The 17,448-nt window shown below is 51.4% G+C and carries 16 protein-coding genes and 1 riboswitch; of the genes, 15 read left to right on the forward strand and 1 reads right to left on the reverse strand.

The annotated features are described in order from the left end of the window. Positions 1 to 133 precede the first annotated feature (133 nt). From PM3016_RS04305 to PM3016_RS04325, 4 genes are all read left to right on the forward strand, one after another. A complete protein-coding gene (locus PM3016_RS04305; protein WP_041617734.1) occupies positions 134 to 1,003 on the forward strand; it encodes a helix-turn-helix transcriptional regulator in 870 nt (289 codons plus the stop codon). A gap of 137 nt (positions 1,004 to 1,140) precedes the next feature. After that, positions 1,141 to 1,914: a DODA-type extradiol aromatic ring-opening family dioxygenase gene (locus PM3016_RS04310; protein WP_014368550.1), complete on the forward strand. Its 774-nt coding sequence runs from the start codon at positions 1,141 to 1,143 to the stop codon at positions 1,912 to 1,914. Between the two features lie 564 nt (positions 1,915 to 2,478). Beyond that, positions 2,479 to 3,138, forward strand: coding sequence for a hypothetical protein (locus tag PM3016_RS04320; protein WP_014368552.1), 660 nt, complete (start codon positions 2,479 to 2,481; stop codon positions 3,136 to 3,138). Between the two features lie 187 nt (positions 3,139 to 3,325). Then, positions 3,326 to 3,411, forward strand: a riboswitch (cyclic di-GMP riboswitch). A 108-nt stretch (positions 3,412 to 3,519) separates the two neighbouring features. Then, positions 3,520 to 4,644, forward strand: coding sequence for an endo-1,4-beta-xylanase (locus PM3016_RS04325; protein WP_014368553.1), 1,125 nt, complete (start codon positions 3,520 to 3,522; stop codon positions 4,642 to 4,644). Between the two features lie 104 nt (positions 4,645 to 4,748). On the opposite strand, the gene PM3016_RS40660 is transcribed toward PM3016_RS04325, so the two are convergent. Further along, on the reverse strand, positions 4,749 to 5,294 hold the full coding sequence (locus PM3016_RS40660; RefSeq protein ID WP_014368554.1) for an acyltransferase: 546 nt from the start codon (positions 5,292 to 5,294) through the stop codon (positions 4,749 to 4,751). A 238-nt stretch (positions 5,295 to 5,532) separates the two neighbouring features. Here PM3016_RS40660 and PM3016_RS04335 point away from each other — a divergent pair, with 238 nt between their 5' ends. From PM3016_RS04335 to PM3016_RS04380, 11 genes are all read left to right on the forward strand, one after another. After that, positions 5,533 to 6,603, forward strand: a complete 1,071-nt coding sequence (locus PM3016_RS04335; RefSeq protein ID WP_014368555.1) for an acyltransferase family protein — start codon at positions 5,533 to 5,535, stop codon at positions 6,601 to 6,603. A 163-nt stretch (positions 6,604 to 6,766) separates the two neighbouring features. Next, positions 6,767 to 7,483 carry a hypothetical protein gene (locus PM3016_RS04340; RefSeq protein WP_014368556.1) on the forward strand — a complete coding sequence of 239 codons (717 nt, stop codon included), beginning with the start codon at positions 6,767 to 6,769 and terminating at the stop codon, positions 7,481 to 7,483. A gap of 281 nt (positions 7,484 to 7,764) precedes the next feature. Beyond that, positions 7,765 to 9,162, forward strand: a complete 1,398-nt coding sequence (locus PM3016_RS04345; RefSeq protein ID WP_014368557.1) for a sugar transferase — start codon at positions 7,765 to 7,767, stop codon at positions 9,160 to 9,162. Positions 9,163 to 9,219: 57 nt separating this feature from the next. Continuing rightward, positions 9,220 to 10,101, forward strand: a complete 882-nt coding sequence (galU, locus tag PM3016_RS04350) for a UTP--glucose-1-phosphate uridylyltransferase GalU (RefSeq protein WP_014368558.1) — start codon at positions 9,220 to 9,222, stop codon at positions 10,099 to 10,101. A gap of 75 nt (positions 10,102 to 10,176) precedes the next feature. Next, positions 10,177 to 10,383, forward strand: a complete 207-nt coding sequence (locus tag PM3016_RS39340; protein ID WP_238540440.1) for a hypothetical protein — start codon at positions 10,177 to 10,179, stop codon at positions 10,381 to 10,383. Then, on the forward strand, positions 10,370 to 11,482 hold the full coding sequence (locus PM3016_RS04355) for an alginate lyase family protein (RefSeq protein ID WP_238540441.1): 1,113 nt from the start codon (positions 10,370 to 10,372) through the stop codon (positions 11,480 to 11,482). Before PM3016_RS39340 ends, PM3016_RS04355 begins: the two co-directional genes overlap by 14 nt. A 25-nt stretch (positions 11,483 to 11,507) precedes the next feature. Beyond that, positions 11,508 to 12,533 (forward strand): polysaccharide deacetylase family protein, encoded by a 1,026-nt coding sequence (locus PM3016_RS04360; protein ID WP_014368559.1) that lies wholly within the window; start codon positions 11,508 to 11,510, stop codon positions 12,531 to 12,533. Between the two features lie 14 nt (positions 12,534 to 12,547). Further along, complete coding sequence (locus PM3016_RS04365; protein WP_014368560.1) at positions 12,548 to 13,816, forward strand: lipopolysaccharide biosynthesis protein; 1,269 nt, start codon at positions 12,548 to 12,550, stop codon at positions 13,814 to 13,816. 26 nt (positions 13,817 to 13,842) lie between these two features. Continuing rightward, positions 13,843 to 14,991, forward strand: a complete 1,149-nt coding sequence (locus tag PM3016_RS04370) for a glycosyltransferase (protein ID WP_014368561.1) — start codon at positions 13,843 to 13,845, stop codon at positions 14,989 to 14,991. A gap of 1 nt (position 14,992) precedes the next feature. Beyond that, positions 14,993 to 16,357, forward strand: coding sequence for a hypothetical protein (locus PM3016_RS04375; protein ID WP_014368562.1), 1,365 nt, complete (start codon positions 14,993 to 14,995; stop codon positions 16,355 to 16,357). A 17-nt stretch (positions 16,358 to 16,374) separates the two neighbouring features. Continuing rightward, on the forward strand, positions 16,375 to 17,439 hold the full coding sequence (locus tag PM3016_RS04380; protein WP_014368563.1) for a glycosyltransferase family 4 protein: 1,065 nt from the start codon (positions 16,375 to 16,377) through the stop codon (positions 17,437 to 17,439). Positions 17,440 to 17,448 lie beyond the last annotated feature (9 nt).

The raw sequence follows: 17,448 nt of genomic DNA on the forward strand, positions 1-17,448 counted from the left end.
TGTGCTGCTTTGATACCTTGAGGAACACGGCCGCTTGCTATTTCACATTGTAGAAGGTATTCTGGGGGCGATGTTGCAGATTCCGAACGAAAACTATCACAATTCCAACCTGAGTCAGACAGGGGGAGAGGTCATGACCATTCTCGAGTTCACGGCACCGCCGCTGCCGTATTACATTGCGAGCGGCTTCGAGCCGATGAGGCCCGGCCGCAAGCATCCGAACCGCCGGAGCATCGGTGTCTTCGATCTGCTTGTCGTCACCTCAGGCTGTCTCTACATGGGGGAAGAAGACCGCCATTATGACGTGACGGCAGGACACGCGCTGATCCTGAGGCCTGACTGCCACCACTATCCGGTTCAGCCCTGTCTCGAGCCGACGGAGCACTACTGGCTGCACTTTGGCACCACGGGGGCCTGGAGCGCGGCAGAGACGCTCCCAAGCCAGCCGGCAGGGGAGCGGGAGGAGAAAAAATATTTCACGATGGAAACCTTTCCCATGCGGCTTCCGCAGTTTATTCGTCTGCCGCGCCCGGCGGCGGTCTACGAGCCGCTCCGGCAGCTGACCGAGCTGGAGCCCGAATCCCACCGCAGCTGGGCGCGCTGGAAGCTGCAGCTCACGTTCCAATCGGTGCTGGAGCAGCTCAGCGGAGCATTGGAGGCCCAGGCCGCGGTGCCGGGCGCCAAGGTGGCCGAACGGGCGGCCTCTTACCTGCGCGCCCATTACCGGGAGGCGGTGACGGCCCCGATGCTCGGGGAGGCGCTTAACTTTCACCCCGTCTATATCGCCCGCTGCATGCAGCAGGAATTCGGGTGCTCCCCCTTTGAGTACCTGATGCATTACCGGCTCGAACAGGCGAAGCTGAAGCTGCTGCAGACGGACCTGTCGATCGCCCGAATCGCCGAGGAAGTGGGCTTTAACCAGCCGGCCTATTTCACCTCCTGCTTTACGAAGCAGGAAGGGGTCACCCCCCGGATGTACCGCAAGCGGTTCTCCCACGAATAAGTGGAAGGGGAGGGAGGGGATAGTAACTGCGGACTGGCCGCCGGACAGACACTCGAATATTGTTGACAGCAATATAATATCGTTATATACTAACTTACATAAAGTAACTATATGAAAATAGTAAAGGAGATGCTGTCATGATTCCGTCCTCGATGTTCCTTGCCCACGGTTCTCCCATGCTTGCGATCGAAGATACGGAGTATGCGCGTTTTTTGGGAAGGCTTGCCAAAGGCATCCGGCCCAAAGCGATTGTTATTTTTACAGCCCACTGGGAGAGCGAGATAACAACGGTATCCTCTTCCGATGAAGTGTACGAGACGATCTATGATTTCGGCGGGTTCCCGGACGAGCTCTATGAGGTTCGCTACAACGCCAGGGGATCCTCGATTGTGGCCGGCTTGGTAACGGATCGCCTGAAGGCGGCCGGCATTCCGGTCCGTCAGGATACGCAGCGGGGGCTCGACCACGGGTCCTGGACGCTGCTCCACCGGATGTATCCGGAGGCGGACATCCCGGTCGTACAGGTGTCGGTGAACCCTTACCTCGCGCCGAAGGACCAATTCCGCATCGGCGAAGCCCTTCGCGGCCTGAACCGCGAGGAGATCCTTGTGATCGGCAGCGGAGTAACGGTCCACAACCTGCGGATGCTCCGCTGGGGCCAGAGCACGCCCGAAGCATGGGCGGTCGAGTTCGATGACTGGCTGCTCGCCCGGCTGGAAGAGCAGGATTACGAGAGCCTCTTCCGCTACGCCGAGCTTGCGCCGCATGCCCGCCAGGCCGTCCCCCGGGCGGAGCACTTCGTGCCTTTCTTCATCGCACTGGGCGCAGGGGCGGAGGGCAGCGAGCCGGAAGTCATTCACCGCAGCTATGATCTGGGCACGCTGAGCTATCTCAGCTTGCAGCAGGCGTAAGGCACACCACCGCGCATACCAAAGAAGGAGCGTTTTCCCGGGGGGAGGACGCTCCTTCTTTTTTTGAAAAATAATAAACACGCATCGTCCTTAAAGGACGGTGAAGCCGTTTATCTCACCCTCCGCTCGTCTCCGAATCGGAATCGGCTGCGATCGCCGTCAGCTCGGCCACCAGGTCATCGAGCTTGTGACGCTGTTTTGCCGTTCGGTCCGATAGGTCAGGAACGCACATCCCCGTGCAAACACGGCACCGGTAACGAGTACACTGAGAGCCATGAGGGTATTCCTTATGGCGAACTGAGGCAGGATCCCGATCATCAGGAGAAAGGAATACATTTTGAGCATAAGTTTGTTGCGCGCTTGCAGGGGGGGGTTCCCGCCTTTCGATAGCTGGAATGGATAACGATCCATGCTCTTTTTGTCTGTATTGGAGGGTGGTGATGTTAGAGATAATTTCGGGTGCGGCGGTACAAGATCATGCAAGGGGTGCAGGATTGTCTTATTGCTGAATGCCGCTGCTTATAGTATGAATGAATCATTCGGGGAAAAAGGGAGCGGATGTTCATGAAACGAATGATCTATAGAGGACAGTTGGCCAAAGGCAGGGAAAGCGAGGGGCTCGCCTTCCTGCGGGACAACGAGGGAGCACGCCGGCTGGTTTCCGGCGGCAGGCTGATGACGGCGGCAGCGTTTCATTGGGAGGGCCGGCTGTTCCTGTATTATGAATGTACCGGAGCGGATGTGGCGCCGGAGGAGCTGGCGGGGGAAGCCGGCCCCTTTCTCATGGACTGGCCCGGGGGCGAAGAGCTTCGGAAATGGGTGCCGATGATTGACGTCTTTCACTTCAACGAGCCCGTCTCCCGGGAGCATTGGCTGCGCAAGGCGCCGGTGGAGCAGAGAGTGGGGCGTGTCGCCCATCTGCGGCCGGAGATGATGAGCAGCTATATCTACTATCACTACCAGCTGCAGGAGGAGCGGGCTTTCCTCGGGAACAAGTACGAGATGATCGCCATGCATGAGAACCTGCTCTTCGGGTATCAGGAATTCCCCAAGGTGGTGGAGGAACCGCTGAGCCCGCGCAAGCTCCATACCTCGGGCACCCCCGAGAACTGGGAGGATTCGCGGATGGATCTGCACTTCCAAGCCTGGCCGGACGGACACCTGTATTTTAAGCCGATCGAGACGGTGTTCGCTTATTATGCGGGGGATGAAGGAGAAGCATAGGGACAGATAGTTCATGGTACTTTTGGCATCTGTGTGCAGAGAGCTGTTCACTGCATCCGTGGAATGCAGGACTGACAAGCAAAATCAAGGTCGATATTTGTGGAAAAATGCGTATAAAGTACTATACATTTCGGGGTTCGGATGTTATAATCCTACTCAGATAGTACCTTAACGAACAAAAATAAATATCCGACAAAGGCAAAACTGGTGAAAGCCAGTGACGCAAAGCTACAGGGGCTACAGTCTTTAGGACCATGCCAGCCAGTTGCCGGTTGAAAGTAAGTTATTTGTGAAACTGCAAATAGGCTTATCCGGCTCAATGGATAAGTCTATTTTTCGTTCCGCTAAGGATATCCTTTAAACCATTTAGAGGTGATCCCGATGAAGAGAACATGGAACATTGCAGTTACTTCCCTGCTTACGATAAATCTGCTTGCCGCGGCTTCCTTTGCTGACTTTACCGCTTCGACAGCCATGGCTGCCACCGCAGTCAAATCTTCCGCCGCCACATCTTCCGTTGCCAAGACTTCGAACAAGAAGGAACAGAAGGCGGTTACGCTCAAGGAAGCGGCTCAAGCGAAAGGAAAGCATATCGGTGTAGCGACGCAGAGCTGGCTCGTTAACAAAAGCGAATATGCGGCCGTGCTCAATCAAGAGTTCGATACGATCACACCGGAGTACCAGATGAAGATGGGTGTGATTCAGAAGCAAAAAGGAATCTATAACTTCAGCGAAGCCGATGCGCTGGTGGACTTCGCGCTGAAGAACAATAAAATTGTAAGAGGCCATACGCTGGTATGGCATAGTTCCCTCCCATCCTGGGTGGAAAACGGCAAGTTTACAAGGGAAGAATGGATCGCCATTCTCAAGGACCACATCACAAAGACCGTTCAGCACTTCAAAGGCAAGGTTTACGGATGGGACGTAGTGAACGAAGCCTTCTGGCAGAACGGCCAGTACCGTCCGACCGTGTGGTACAACAATATCGGACCGGAGTACATCGAGATGGCATTCCGCTTTGCCCATGAAGTAGACCCGCAGGCGAAGCTGTACTACAACGACTTCAGCTCGGAAGTGAAGAATGAAAAGTCCGACGCGATCTACAAGATGCTGAAGGATCTGAAGAGCAAAGGGGTACCGATCGACGGAATCGGATTCCAGACGCACCTGACAATTGACGGCCTGAACTACAATGACATGAAAACCAACTTCCAGCGCTTCGCGGCACTCGGGCTCGACACCGATATTACGGAGATGGATCTCGTGACTCATACGTTCCAGGGGACGATGGAACAGAAGATGAATGCGGCCGCAGCGGTATATGGTAACGTCATGAAAGTGGCACTCAGCCTGCCGAGCTGCAAATTCTTTATCGCGTGGGGCCTGAACGACAGCCAAAGCTGGCTGAATGAGGATACCGGCTTCAGTGAGTACCCTCTGCTCTTCGACGATTCCTTCGGGAAGAAGCCGGCTTACAATGCGGTTATGGAGCAGCTCAGAAAATAATAGAACACAAGATGGGGACCGGCAAATTTTGCCGGTTTCTTTTATTATATCATCACTAAAAAGCTCCCTTGCTTATTAGGGCAGAGGGAGCTTGGCTATTCTTTCTATTCGATGAATCCAATTTTGTTTCTAAGATCTTCTTTCATTTTTCTCTTTTGCTCTGGAGTTATTCCGTGTGACAGCGTCCACGTATGGTCGTATACGGGGCTTAGTGTCATAAGCTCTTTATTCTTTTCGATATACTCCGCTGTGTTTCCAACAACACGCGCCGGGCTTCCGGCCACGATCGATCCTGCAGGCACATCTTTGGTGACGACAGCACCCGCTCCGATGATCGCGTCATTTCCGATCTTTACGTTAGGCAGGACAATCGCCCCGGCGCCAATGAATACGCGGTCGCCAATCTCGACGAGACCTATTTTGGTGTAATTGAGATGCACCTTTGTTGAAGCGTCATGGGCCAAGATATGCACACGTGGTGCAAAAGTAACGTCATCCCCAATGGTGATGAGAAAGCAATGGGAATAATCAATAATACATCCCGGCCTGCGGTTGAAGTTTTTTCCTACGGTCAAGCCCATTTTGATCAATTGCTCCGTTGATATTTCCCCGCGTGCTTTTTTGAGGAGCTCCTTCATTTTTCGTATCATTTTCAATGCCTCCAGTTTCGTTCCAGCGTTAACATGATTCTATTGATTGTAATGGCACAGGACGATATAGGCAATAAGTAACATCAACTTTGGTTGAATCTATAAAAATATGTTGAAAAATGTAGAATTTTAATTCAAAATGAACAAGTCATTTGAACTTGATAGGAAAGTAGTGTAAAGCAAATGAAAGAAAAGAGATTGAATTTATATCCCAATAGTTATCAGGAGGCTCATCGGTTTGAAAAAACGACTGCATTTTCTGCAATTTCTGCGGTGTCTGGCTGCCTTAATGGTGGTCATTCATCATACGGACCGGATCTTGCTTCAGAAGTACAACATCGAAGCTTTGATCTACGAGCCCTTTGATTATCCATATGCGAGAGTCGATTTATTTTTTGTACTTAGCGGATTCATCATTTACTACATTCACCGGCAAGATTTTAACCGTCCTGAGAAGGTTAAGACCTTCCTGCTCAAACGCTTCATTCGGCTTATCCCGCTTTACTGGGTTGTTACCATGGGTTATCTGGTCTTACTAATATTCGCTGGCGAACAGCTGAATGCTCCCCATATTTTGAAGTCTTTCTTGCTGCTGCCTGATACCGCCCAGCCTATTCTTGGAGTGGCATGGACTTTGAGGTATGAGGTCTTCTTGTATTTGGTGTTCTGCCTTCTATTAATGAGCAGGAAATGGTTTGGCCCATGGGTTTTAGTTTGGATAGCCAGCATGCTTATTTTATTGGGTGTGGGTATTTCGTTTGAAAACCGTCCGTATCTCGATTTGGTATTAAATCCATTAAATGTGGAGTTTGCAGCAGGCTGTTTGGCGGCACATATCATCCTCCATACCAAACGTGATTTAACCAAATTCAGTTATCTGGGGGGAGCCATACTTGCTCTTTCTTTAATTTCTCAAGAAATTTGGACGCTTACGCTTAACCATGTGTTCTTGTGGGGGGTTCCTTTCTTTTTTATCATTCTAGGCTTTGCTAGCTATGAGATGAAACGAGAGGTTTCGGTAAATAAGTGGCTTGTGAAAATTGGCGACGCATCATATTCCATTTTTTTGACTCACATTATCGTGATCCTTTCCTTCCGAACAGTTAGCGATAAGCTGCACCTCTATCAGAAGCTGGGCCATCCCATACTTTTGTCTGTGTTTGTCTGCATAGCTGCGGTTATTTTTGGATGCCTATTTTATAAATTTGTGGAGAAGCCGCTCCTACAGTGGATTCGGGCAACTCTAGTCGACCGAAGAAAATCAGAGGTCACTTACTCTGAATCGGCCGTACCGAAAGGGACGAACTAGGCTCGATGTCATGCTGTTTTTTCTTTTTCATGAAAATAAGATTGAAAATTAGATCGAAAGGTAATATAATCTGAGAGAAAGATCACGGATATAGTTCAAATGTACTACTTACTCGGCGTCCGGGAGGAAACCTCGTGTTCACTATAAAGATGAAAAAACATCCATGCTCTCTATATTGCTGTTAACCTGCTCCTTGGGAACAGCTGCAGCCGCGCTGGCATCCGAAGCCAGCCGTGCCCCTCAGCCTGATTCCATTGCGGTCTACAGCGACCATGACCGGGTGCTGCAGTCGGTAAGAGTCAGCAGTGTTGAGGCCGGGGATACGGTTACCGTATACGATGGCGAGCATGAAGGAAGGATTCTCGGTACTTCCCGTGTTCCTTCGGGCGAGCAGAGTGTGGATGTCGAGGTATCCGAGAAGGGCCGGACCGCGTTGAAAGTATATGTGAGTGTAGCACAGCCGGGAAAAGCGGAAAGTACCAGAACAGATAAGGAAGCCGTCGCCGCTTTTGCTCCGGTTATGGAAGCCGCTGAAGTCAACAGCTCGAAGGCCCAAGCGGGAGATTCGGTCAAAGTGGCTCTGGATCTTGCCGAAGATCAGGCGGTTTCCTCCGTAACCCTCCTGTATGCCGTTGAATCCAAGAGCGGCAGACTGACAGAGCAGCAGGTGGTCCTGGTTAAGAATGATGTGACGGGTAAGTATGAAGGTTGGTTCGCGGCAGATTCCCTGACACGCAGAGGAGAATGGCACGTACAGCAGATCTCCTTCCAGAGCGAACGGGGAGAGCGGTTTGTCATTTCGAACGCCCATGAAGAACAGTGGATTAGCGGCACTACGGAACATATGAATTTGGAAGGTATGAATATTACCGTACAATAAACGCTTTTCATCCGATATAAGCTCTTTGGAGTCGGCCCTCAGCTGTGTCTGCTTTTGGTATACATAGCGGGGGCTTTTTTATGGAAAGTTTCCTCTCCTCGCCTAAAATGCAATCCCCTTTTTGAAAAATAATTCTAAAGATATGATTAAAATTATTGCACGAACTCTACCACTTCTATAAAATGAAGAAAAAACGGCCATTTTCGACAAAATTCTCCCTCATCTCTCTTTCTTCATTCTTCTACATACCAATCTACCCATTCTGAGCTAAGGAGATTCGCATGCACAAATTTAATAAGAGTTCTTACGTCCATCTCGAGATGTTGTTTTTCGACATTATCGGGCTGATCCTTTCGTTCGTCATGTCGTACTTTATAACGAACGATGTAACCTTGCTTCACCCGATGGAATCTTATGTTTGGCTGCTCGTTATCTATGTACCGATCTTTTTCTTCTCAATGTCTCTCTCCAACATGTATCATAAGCTGACATTCAATTACTATGACCGAATCGTCCGCAATGTATTTAAGGCCTCCTTCCTATCAGCATTGTTTGTAGCCGCCATGATTTTTTATACGAATGATGAGCTGGAGTACAGCCGTATGTTCTACTCGATCTTCATGCTCAGTGCGTTCGTTATAACGGTTGTTCAGCGGATTGCGGTTTATCGCTCTAAAGGCAGTGCCGTCATGAACGGAGTGAAGAAGACCATCATCATCGGGGTGCCGAGCGTCATCCACAAGTTCGAGTATTTTATTACGAAAACCAACGTGAAGATGGACCTTGCCGGATACATTCACGTCGAGAGTGATGAGGAGGAGCTTGCGGCACCGACGCTGGGCCGGTTGGACGAGCTCGAAGAGATTCTGAAGCGGCATGTCGTCGATGAAGTGATCTTTGCGGTTGGGGACCAGCATATCGCCAAGGTGGAACATGCGGTTGCCCTGTGTGAGGATATGGGGATTACGACGCGTCTGGTGCTCAATATCTACAATCTGAACATCTCCAAAACGCACTTTACGGCCGTCGGTACCCTTCCGATGCTGACTCTGCACACCGTCAGCTTGAATGTGGTTGAGCTCATGATGAAGCGGACGCTGGATATTCTCGGGGCACTCGTTGGACTGCTCATCACGGGTCTTGCGTCCCTGATCATTATCCCCCTGATCAAGCTGGATTCCCCCGGCCCCGTACTGTTTGCCCAAGACCGAGTCGGTGTCAACGGCCGGGTGTTCAAGATCTATAAATTCCGCTCGATGTACCTGGATGCGGAAGAACGCAAGAAAGAGCTTATGAAGCAGAACAAGGTGCAGGGCGGATTCATGTTCAAGATGGATGATGATCCGCGCATTACTCCTATTGGACGCTTTCTCCGGAAGACCAGTTTGGACGAGCTGCCCCAGTTCCTGAACATTCTCAAGGGGGAGATGAGTCTGGTCGGCACACGGCCCCCGACGGTCGATGAAGTCAGCCGCTATAAGACTCACCACTATAGAAGAATCAGCATCAAGCCAGGGTTGACAGGCATGTGGCAGATCAAGGGCAGGAGTGAGGTCACGAATTTTGATCAGGTGGTTCAGCTCGACACAGCCTATATCGATCAGTGGTCCGTATGGCTCGATATCAAAATCATCTTTAGAACCATCATTGTCGTACTGACCAGCAAAGGGGCGTACTAAATCCATATACCCTGCTTCATTCCATATAGAGATTATCACTTTAAAGGAGAGAGTTCATTGAAGATCAAGAAGGCCATCATTCCCGCAGCAGGACTTGGAACCCGGTTCCTGCCTGCAACCAAAGCCATGCCGAAGGAAATGCTTCCGATCGTGGACAAGCCCACGATCCAATACATTGTAGAGGAAGCCGTTGCCTCGGGTATTGAGGATATCATTATCGTAACAGGAAAAGGCAAGCGGGCGATCGAGGATCATTTCGATAACTATTTTGAACTCGAAGCCAATCTGCAGGAGAAGGGCAAGCTGGATCTGCTTGCCGAAGTCCGTTATCCGACCTCCATGGCGGATATCCATTATATCCGGCAGAAGGAGCCCAAAGGACTGGGACATGCCATCTGGTGCGCACGGAAGTTTATCGGCGACGAGCCGTTTGCGGTCCTGCTGGGAGATGACATTGTCGTCTCCGAGAAGCCCTGCCTGCAGCAGATGATCGAAATCTTCGATACTTACCAGGTATCCGTACTGGGTGTTCAGAATGTGGAGCCTGAGACGGTATCCCGGTATGGGATCGTAGACGGTATGCAGCTTGAGGACCGCGTTACCCGTGTAACCCGGCTTGTCGAGAAGCCGAAGCGCGAGGAGGCCCCGTCCACTCAGGCGATCCTCGGACGCTATATTTTAACGCCGCGGATTTTCGATGTGCTCGAGAATCAGGCTACGGGTGCAGGCGGAGAAATTCAGCTCACGGATGCGATCGCAGCGCTGAACCGGATGGAAGCCGTCTATGCTTACGAGTTTGAAGGCACGCGGTATGACGTGGGCGAGAAGCTGGGCTTTATCCAGACGATGCTGGATTTCTCCCTGCAGCGGCCGGATCTGCGCGATGATGTTCTGGCTTATATGCAGAAGATCGTGGAACAGGCCGCCCAATTGAAGTAAAGATTCGCCTTGCAGCACACAGAGAGAGAAAGAGGCTGAAAGGGCTTACTATTTTGGCAGGATGAGGGAATTTGTGTGAATGTGGCCTATAAAAAAGCAGCCGTTGCCGTGATTCTTCTTGCTGCAGCCCTGGGGGCCTGCAGCAGGATCTCCGGCCTTATTTCGGAAGCACCGGATACCGAATCGAAAACCGTGGAACGAACCGCTGTGCAGGAAACAGGTGCGGTTCCGGAGCAGGTAAGCAGCCCGCGGAAAGAGTTTATTTTTATTGGAAAAAAATGAAGTCGAAAGCATGAAGCTCCGGCTGGCGGAACAGGACGCCGCCCTGCTGCCCGGTTTTCAATATCTAATGAAAGAGGCGGATAAAGCGCTTGGTCTAACTCCCCCTTCCGTTATGGATAAGACGGGTATCGCACCGACCGGGGATAAGCATGACTATTGGAGCTTATCGCCTCACAGCTGGCCGGATCCTGCCATGCCGGGAGGAATGCCTTACAAGGAGATTCCTGATGCGGTTAACTCCCAATCCATGTCCGGGGATTACGATAAAGCGGCTCTTTCCAAGATGACCGAGGCCGTGAACACCTTGGCCCTTGCTTATTACTATACGGGAGACGAGCGTTACGCCCATCAGGCCTCCTTATTCCTGAAAACCTGGTTCCTGCATCCGGAGACCCGGATGAATCCGAACCTGAACTTCGGGCAGACCTTCCCGGGCCGGAACGGGGGAGGCAATATTATTGATGCGGCTCTCTTGATTCATCTTCCGGACAGCTTGCTGATGCTGGAGGGATCTCCTTCCTGGACGCAGCAAAATGACGAAGGGGTCAGAGAGTGGATGAGGCAGTTCTCCGAATGGATGATGAGCAGCGAGGTCGGGAGGAAGGGAAAGAGTGCCGCTAATAACCACAGCACCTGGTTTGATGTGGAATACATCACCTTCTTGCTGGCAACGGGACAGAACCAAGCGGCTTTCCACCATTTGCAGGATCACTCCATGAGACTGATCGACCTGCAAATCGACAGTGAAGGCCGAATGCCCAATGAGCTGAACGGGCCGAAGGCCTTCCATCATTCGCTCTATAACCTGAAGGCCTTCTCTTTATTGGCTGCGGCGGCAGAGCATGTCGGAGTTGACTTGTGGCATTACCAAGGGAGCCGGGGACAGAGTCTGAATGCAGCTTACAGCTATATGGCTGAATATCTGCTTGGCAAGCCTTGGCCTTATACCGGAAGCCGGGATGAGTTGAAATCGGAAGTGATGAGCGGGATGATCGCTGCCGGAAGCATATACGATACAGCGGCTGTTCGAAGCGCTGCCGAGCTGCTGAGAGATAAAGCGGGCTTTAAACTCCCGATCTATGGTGTGAGAGGTTCTTGAATTAATCAGTAAAGGAGGATCGATTATGAGATTAGCCGGAATGAAGAGGACGGTTAAAGAATGGGGAATGCGCTTGTTCTATTATTCTGGCGCTTATTTCATAGCCAATCGCCTGCTCGGACGCGGCGGCCTGTACATAGTCGGCTATCACAGAATATCGGAGAATCTGAATGCTGACGATGTTCATGTTCTGGCAGTCACCCGCCGTAACCTCGAGAACCATTTCCGCTTCTATGCGAAGGGCTTCGAGCTCATATCCATGGATGAAGTGGAGCCGCTTCTAAGGCAGGGCAAGCTGACCAAGGATTATATGGTCGTTACTTTTGATGACGGCTACAGGGATAATTACACACTTGGAATAGACTTGTTCCGGAAGTACGGAGTCGTTCCAACGATCTACCTGACAGCGGGGGCTGTCGACCGGCGAAGCGTATTGTGGACTGATGTCATTGATACCCTTGTCGCTTCGACCCGTTTGAACGAAATCCGGCTGTCGATTCTGAATGTCTCGGGCACGTTTCCCTTGACCACCCAGACGGAGCGAGTCTCGCTGAGCGAAGTTCTCAAGAATGAGATCAAACGGTACGATGAGCAGGTCAAGAAAGATACGTTAGAGAGGCTCAGCCGTTTGTTCGGCGTACCCTTGGCAGTGGAGGATTCCCTCCTGATCGAGTGGCATGAAGTGAAGGAATTGGTCCGCTCCGGTGCCATTATGGGAAGCCACACCCTGAACCATCCCACATTGAGCAAAATTGCGCATGAAGATGCGGTTCAGGAGGTAACGGAGTCCCGGCATCTGATCGAGGAGAGGCTCGGCAGCAGGGTACATCATTTTGCATACCCGTATGGGAAGCAGGAAGATTACACACAGGCCATCAAGAGGGAGCTGGCCGGGATCTATACGACCTCGGTCACGGCGATCGACGGCATTAATCAACCGGGGCAGGATGTGCACCAGTTGAAGAGGATTATCGTTGAAAATATCAGCGTACACCAGCTCCGGATCCGGCTGTTAAAGCATAAGATGGGCAGTCCTCTTATCACTCTTTGAAAGGTTTGTACATCATGAGGACGTTGGAGAAATACCGGAACAGCCGCCTTCTGAAAAATCTGGGGATCGTATTCTCCGAAAGTATCGCTACGAAGGCATTGAATTTTGTTGTCATCTTATTATTGTCGAGACATCTGGGGGCAGGGGATTACGGGAAGTATTCCTACATTTTTGTAGCGATCGCCTTCTGCAGCGCCTTTTTCGATTTTGGCATGGAGAATACGGCCGTCCGGTTCTCCTCCAAGGATAAACCGAGCCTGAACGGCATCTTCGGATTATATGTAATCGTCAAGCTGATCATCATGCTTCTGTTTGTTCTTGTTCTTGTTCTTTTCGGGGAAGAGATATTTGAGCTGCTGGGCCAGCAGGAGATCACCGAATATATCCCCTATCTGATCATCGGCTTTATCGGAGAATCCCTGCTGTTTGTAAACGATACGTATCTGCAGGCGGTCCAGCGCTTTCAGCTTCGGGCTCTGATCAATATCTGCAGGTACATCGTATTGGTGGCGTGCGTGATTCTGCTGTTGTTCAGCGAAGCACTTCTGCTGCAGTATGCTCTCCTGCTGTATCTCATTCCAGTGATGTTCTCACTTGCGTTCCTTCCAAAGTACGTTCTTCTTGTCCGAAGCTTCCTGGACCGGCGTTTGACGGCCGTGCAGCTGAAGGAGATGCTCGGCTACCAGAAGTGGATGCTGATGGTATCGATACCCACCAATACCCTCGGTCGGATTGATTTTTTTATGATTTCTCTTTGGGTGTCCTACGAGCAAATTGGGATTTATAATGCGGCCTTCCAGCTGTCCGCCATTGTCTCCTTCATTCCTTTCGCCTTTGGGAAGGTCATGCTGCCCAAAATGTCGGAGCTCGAAGAAGACAAGGTGATGGCCTATACCAATAAGGTTATGAAGGCTACGGCCGCCATCTCTCTTGTCATGATTTGCTGCATTCCACTGGTGAATGTAGTGGTGCCTTGGATCTTGGGGAGCGAGTATCTGGACTCGATTCCGGTTCTGCAGGTTATGCTGCTATCGGCGATCCTGGTCTTTGCGATTACCCCGGTAGAGCAGGCCATTTATTCGCTGGGAAAGCCGGGGTTCATTACGGTAGGCAAGTATATTCAAATTGCAGCCATTGTTCTGCTTATCTATGCTACCGTCCCTTACTTAGGCGTGGTCTGGGCGGCCATCAGTGTAGCAGCGGCGAGGCTGATCTATGGGCTGATCTTGATGCTGCTGTACTTGAATTACAGAAAGAACAGGTTACGTCCTGTAACTGCGTGAATTCAGCTTAAGAAAGGAGGGTATTCGTGACTGCTAATCGTAATCCAATTCGTGTGCTTCATCTGATCTCCTCCTTTGAGATGGGAGGAGCGGAGAAGCTTCTCCTTGACTTGCTGGTGGAGAGCAAGAACACAAATACGGCTGATTTTGTCGTGGTCGTCATGAACGATCTCGTGAATGAAGCCATGAAGAAAGAACTGCTGGAGACGGGACGTCCGGTGTATTTTCTGGACAGGCCCCCATCCCACAAGCATCCGAAGTATTTATTGCAGCTGCTCGGGATTGTGCGCAGGCACCGGATCCCATTGATCCATTCTCATACTTACGGAAGCAAGGTTTGGGCGATTCTCTGCAAGGCGGTGATGCCGCGGTTGAAAATTGCATTCACCATTCATGACATGTCCGTCGTTCGCAGCTTGTCTCCTCTGCACATCCTGCTTCACCGCAAGATCATCAACCGCAATGTGGCGATCTCCGAGTCGGTGCTGGTGGACGCCGTACAGCGTGGAGTGGACAACTGCGTGAGAATCTATAACGGCATCAAAACCTCGAGCTTCCTGCAGTACAGAAAACAGGACTACTCCCGCACGGCCGCGAACAGCATCCGTCTGGTGAATGTAGCCCGGATCACGCACCGGAAGAAAGGCCAGGACCTGCTCATCCGTGCGGTGAAGGAGTGCAAGGATCGGGGCCTGAACGTATCCTGCTCCTTTGTTGGCGGCGTCTACGATTATGACCGTGAATCGTTCGATTACCTGACCGGTCTGGTCAGTGAACTGGGGCTGCAGGAGGAGATCCGGTTCCTCGGGAACCGCCAGGACGTGAACCGGCTGCTGGCCGACTATGATGTGTTCGTTCTCCCATCCCGTTTTGAAGGCCTCGGGCTGGTTGTACTTGAGGCGATGGCGGCTGGCGTACCGGTGATAGCCTCAAATATCGACGGACCGGCCGAGTTGGTCCAGGATGGCGTCAATGGCTATCTCTTCGAGAATGACAATGCTTCGAGTCTTGCGGACAAGATTCTTCAGGCTGCCGGGAATCCACAGGAGGTTGAACGGATGGCGGAGCGGGCGCTGGAGATCAGCCGGAACTTCGATATTTCCGTCATGATGGAAGCCTATGTATCGCTGTACGAAGAACTGGTCTTCAATCCAAGAAGAAGTAAGCAGGGATAATATGACAACGACCCAAATCAAAACCTACTCCATCATTCTCGGGCTTCCCCTTCTTTGCGGAGCGGCATTCGCCGTGCTGCTGAACACCCATTTTTACGCCTACCTGATCTACATCCTGCTGGGCTTTGTCTTTTATCTGCTGATGAAGCTGCTGGGGAAGGAATCGTCGTTTGCTTTCTGGATTCCTTTGTTCGTCGTTGCGCTTGTAGCCGTGGGCCGATTCTTTCTCTTGGACTTTTATGATCATAATGGATTGAATCCATTGAAGATTCACCCCTTCGTTGTAGCGTGGCTCATTGCGTTCGCTTTAACCCTGCTGGAGGATCTGCTTCAACGCAACGTGAAGTTTGATAAGGTGGTTATTACCAGTCTGCTAGTTATAGGGGTATTCTTCCTGGTTACGTTCCTGTTCCGGGGCTTCAGCGGATTCTCCATGCTGATCCACAACTATATTGCTCCGATCAGCTTCTTCCTGTACTTCTACTACCAGAAGACGAAAGTGGATGCAGCGAAGGTACAGCGGATCGTCAGGGTGCTCATCTGGATAGCCGCGATTATCGGACTTATCGGTATCTTCGAGTATATGGTGGAATCCAATCCGCTGCAGCACATCTATGATGAAGAAACGCCGACCTGGCTGGACTCGACGTTCCGGGAGGGGTACCGGATCAAGACGATCATCGGGCATCCGCTCGATAACGGGCTGTTCTTTCTCTTCTCGATGATGATCGTCCAATTGAACATCAAGAGCGCGAAGATCAAATATCCGCTGCTCCTGCTGTTCGCCGTAGATCTCCTGCTGACCGGATCCCGGAGCTTCTTCCTGATTTCGTTCCTGGTGTTCTTCTACAGTAAGGATATGTTCTCGGGAGGGCTGAAGTCGCTGAAGCAGTCCTCGACGGCCCTGGTGCTTTCGGCGGTGATCGGTCTGGTTACCCTGGCCACTCCGCTTGGCACGACGTTCCTGAACCGGGTAGGCAGTGCAGAAGATTCTTCGGAAGCAAGATGGTTGATTCTTGATTACTTTGCCAAGCATGTCTTTTCGTTTCAAATGATGGGGCTGGGGGGAGCGACCGAAACGATCACACTTGTCGACCAGTTCAATAATACGGTCTATCTCGAAAATCCCTGGGTCATCCTCTTTTTTGACGTAGGATACCTGATCCTCCTTTATATCTTCTTGCTGTTCCTCATTCTCCGCAGGGTACAGGGCACGTTCCTTGTTCTGGTGATGCTGCTCGCCCTGTCGGGATACAACTCCTTCGGAGTGAGGAACAACGCGAATTTCTTCTTGTTCTACCTTCTGGCTTACGGCTATGTTCTCGCACAAGAGCAGCCGGATGCCCGGAAGCTTAAGGAAGCGTAACGGAGAGTGAGCCACAGATGAAAATCATGACAGTAGCCAATGCCAAAACAGTGAAAGGTGGGATCACCTCTGTTGTTAATTCGTTAATCGAAGGGATCACCGCGGCGCATCCCGGTTGTACGATGGCCCGGCACGCTTCCTATATCGATTCCGTCCATCCGCTTCTCAGGATCATATATTCGCTGTGGGCGATGCTTCTGCTGCTGTTCAAACTTCCATTCTATAAGATCTACCATCTTCACTCCGCAGCGGACGGCAGCTTTTATCGTAAAGCCCTATATACCTTTCTGCTGAGGCTGTTCGGCAAAAAAGTCATCTTTCATATTCACGGGTCGAGTTTCCAGGAATTCCATGACCGGAGCCGGTTTAATGCATGGCTGATCCGCCGGACATTGAACCGCTCGAATGGAATTATCGTGCTGTCCGAGCAGATGAAAGGGCTGGTCCTGACGTACTGCGGCAACGAGAAGATCTGGATTCTGCCGAACCCCATCCAGGTTCCTGCGGCATGGAACGCGGCCGGTGAAGGGGAGGACAGGCCGGTGCAGCTGCTGTTCATGGGAGAGATCGGGCCGAGAAAAGGGATTTACGATCTGGTGGAGGCGCTGTCCCGCCTGGATCAATCTGCAAGGCAGCGAACGCTGCTGCACGTATGCGGCAATCATGAGATCGAGAAGCTGAAGAGGCTTATAGAAGAGAAGCAGTTGACGGATACCTGCATTGTCCACGGTTGGATCGACGGCGAGACGAAAGCGGCCATGCTGAAGAATGCCGATGTCTATATTCTTCCTTCCTATCAGGAGGGGCTGCCGGTATCGATTCTGGAAGCGATGGCCTATGAACTGCCGATTATCAGTACGAATGTGGGAGGCATCCCGGAAGTTGTTCTTAATAACGAAAATGGCTTTGTCATTACCCCGGGGGATGTGGAGGCTTTGGGCCGCGCGGTAACCCGGTTGACGGAGGACGCCGAGCTTCGCCGCCGGTTCGGACAGAAGAGCCGTTCGCTTGTAGCTCCCCATGATTTGGGGCTGGTTGTAGGAAATCTTCATCAAATTTATAAATCGGTGGCATCCGGGTAGGCGGTTGTC

This window comes from Paenibacillus mucilaginosus 3016 (assembly GCF_000250655.1).
GTDB classification, from domain to species: domain Bacteria; phylum Bacillota; class Bacilli; order Paenibacillales; family NBRC-103111; genus Paenibacillus_G; species Paenibacillus_G mucilaginosus.

Bases quoted from the DNA above. Each gene is read 5' to 3' on its own strand.
- PM3016_RS04305 (WP_041617734.1), top strand. From the start codon at position 134: ATGACCATTCTCGAGTTCACGGCACCGCCGCTGCCGTATTACATTGCG.
- PM3016_RS04310 (WP_014368550.1), top strand. From the start codon at position 1,141: ATGATTCCGTCCTCGATGTTCCTTGCCCACGGTTCTCCCATGCTTGCG.
- PM3016_RS04320 (WP_014368552.1), top strand. From the start codon at position 2,479: ATGAAACGAATGATCTATAGAGGACAGTTGGCCAAAGGCAGGGAAAGC.
- PM3016_RS04325 (WP_014368553.1), top strand. From the start codon at position 3,520: ATGAAGAGAACATGGAACATTGCAGTTACTTCCCTGCTTACGATAAAT.
- PM3016_RS40660 (WP_014368554.1), bottom strand. From the start codon at position 5,294: ATGATACGAAAAATGAAGGAGCTCCTCAAAAAAGCACGCGGGGAAATA.
- PM3016_RS04340 (WP_014368556.1), top strand. From the start codon at position 6,767: ATGCTCTCTATATTGCTGTTAACCTGCTCCTTGGGAACAGCTGCAGCC.
- PM3016_RS04345 (WP_014368557.1), top strand. From the start codon at position 7,765: ATGCACAAATTTAATAAGAGTTCTTACGTCCATCTCGAGATGTTGTTT.
- PM3016_RS04360 (WP_014368559.1), top strand. From the start codon at position 11,508: ATGAGATTAGCCGGAATGAAGAGGACGGTTAAAGAATGGGGAATGCGC.
- PM3016_RS04365 (WP_014368560.1), top strand. From the start codon at position 12,548: ATGAGGACGTTGGAGAAATACCGGAACAGCCGCCTTCTGAAAAATCTG.
- PM3016_RS04375 (WP_014368562.1), top strand. From the start codon at position 14,993: ATGACAACGACCCAAATCAAAACCTACTCCATCATTCTCGGGCTTCCC.
- PM3016_RS04380 (WP_014368563.1), top strand. From the start codon at position 16,375: ATGAAAATCATGACAGTAGCCAATGCCAAAACAGTGAAAGGTGGGATC.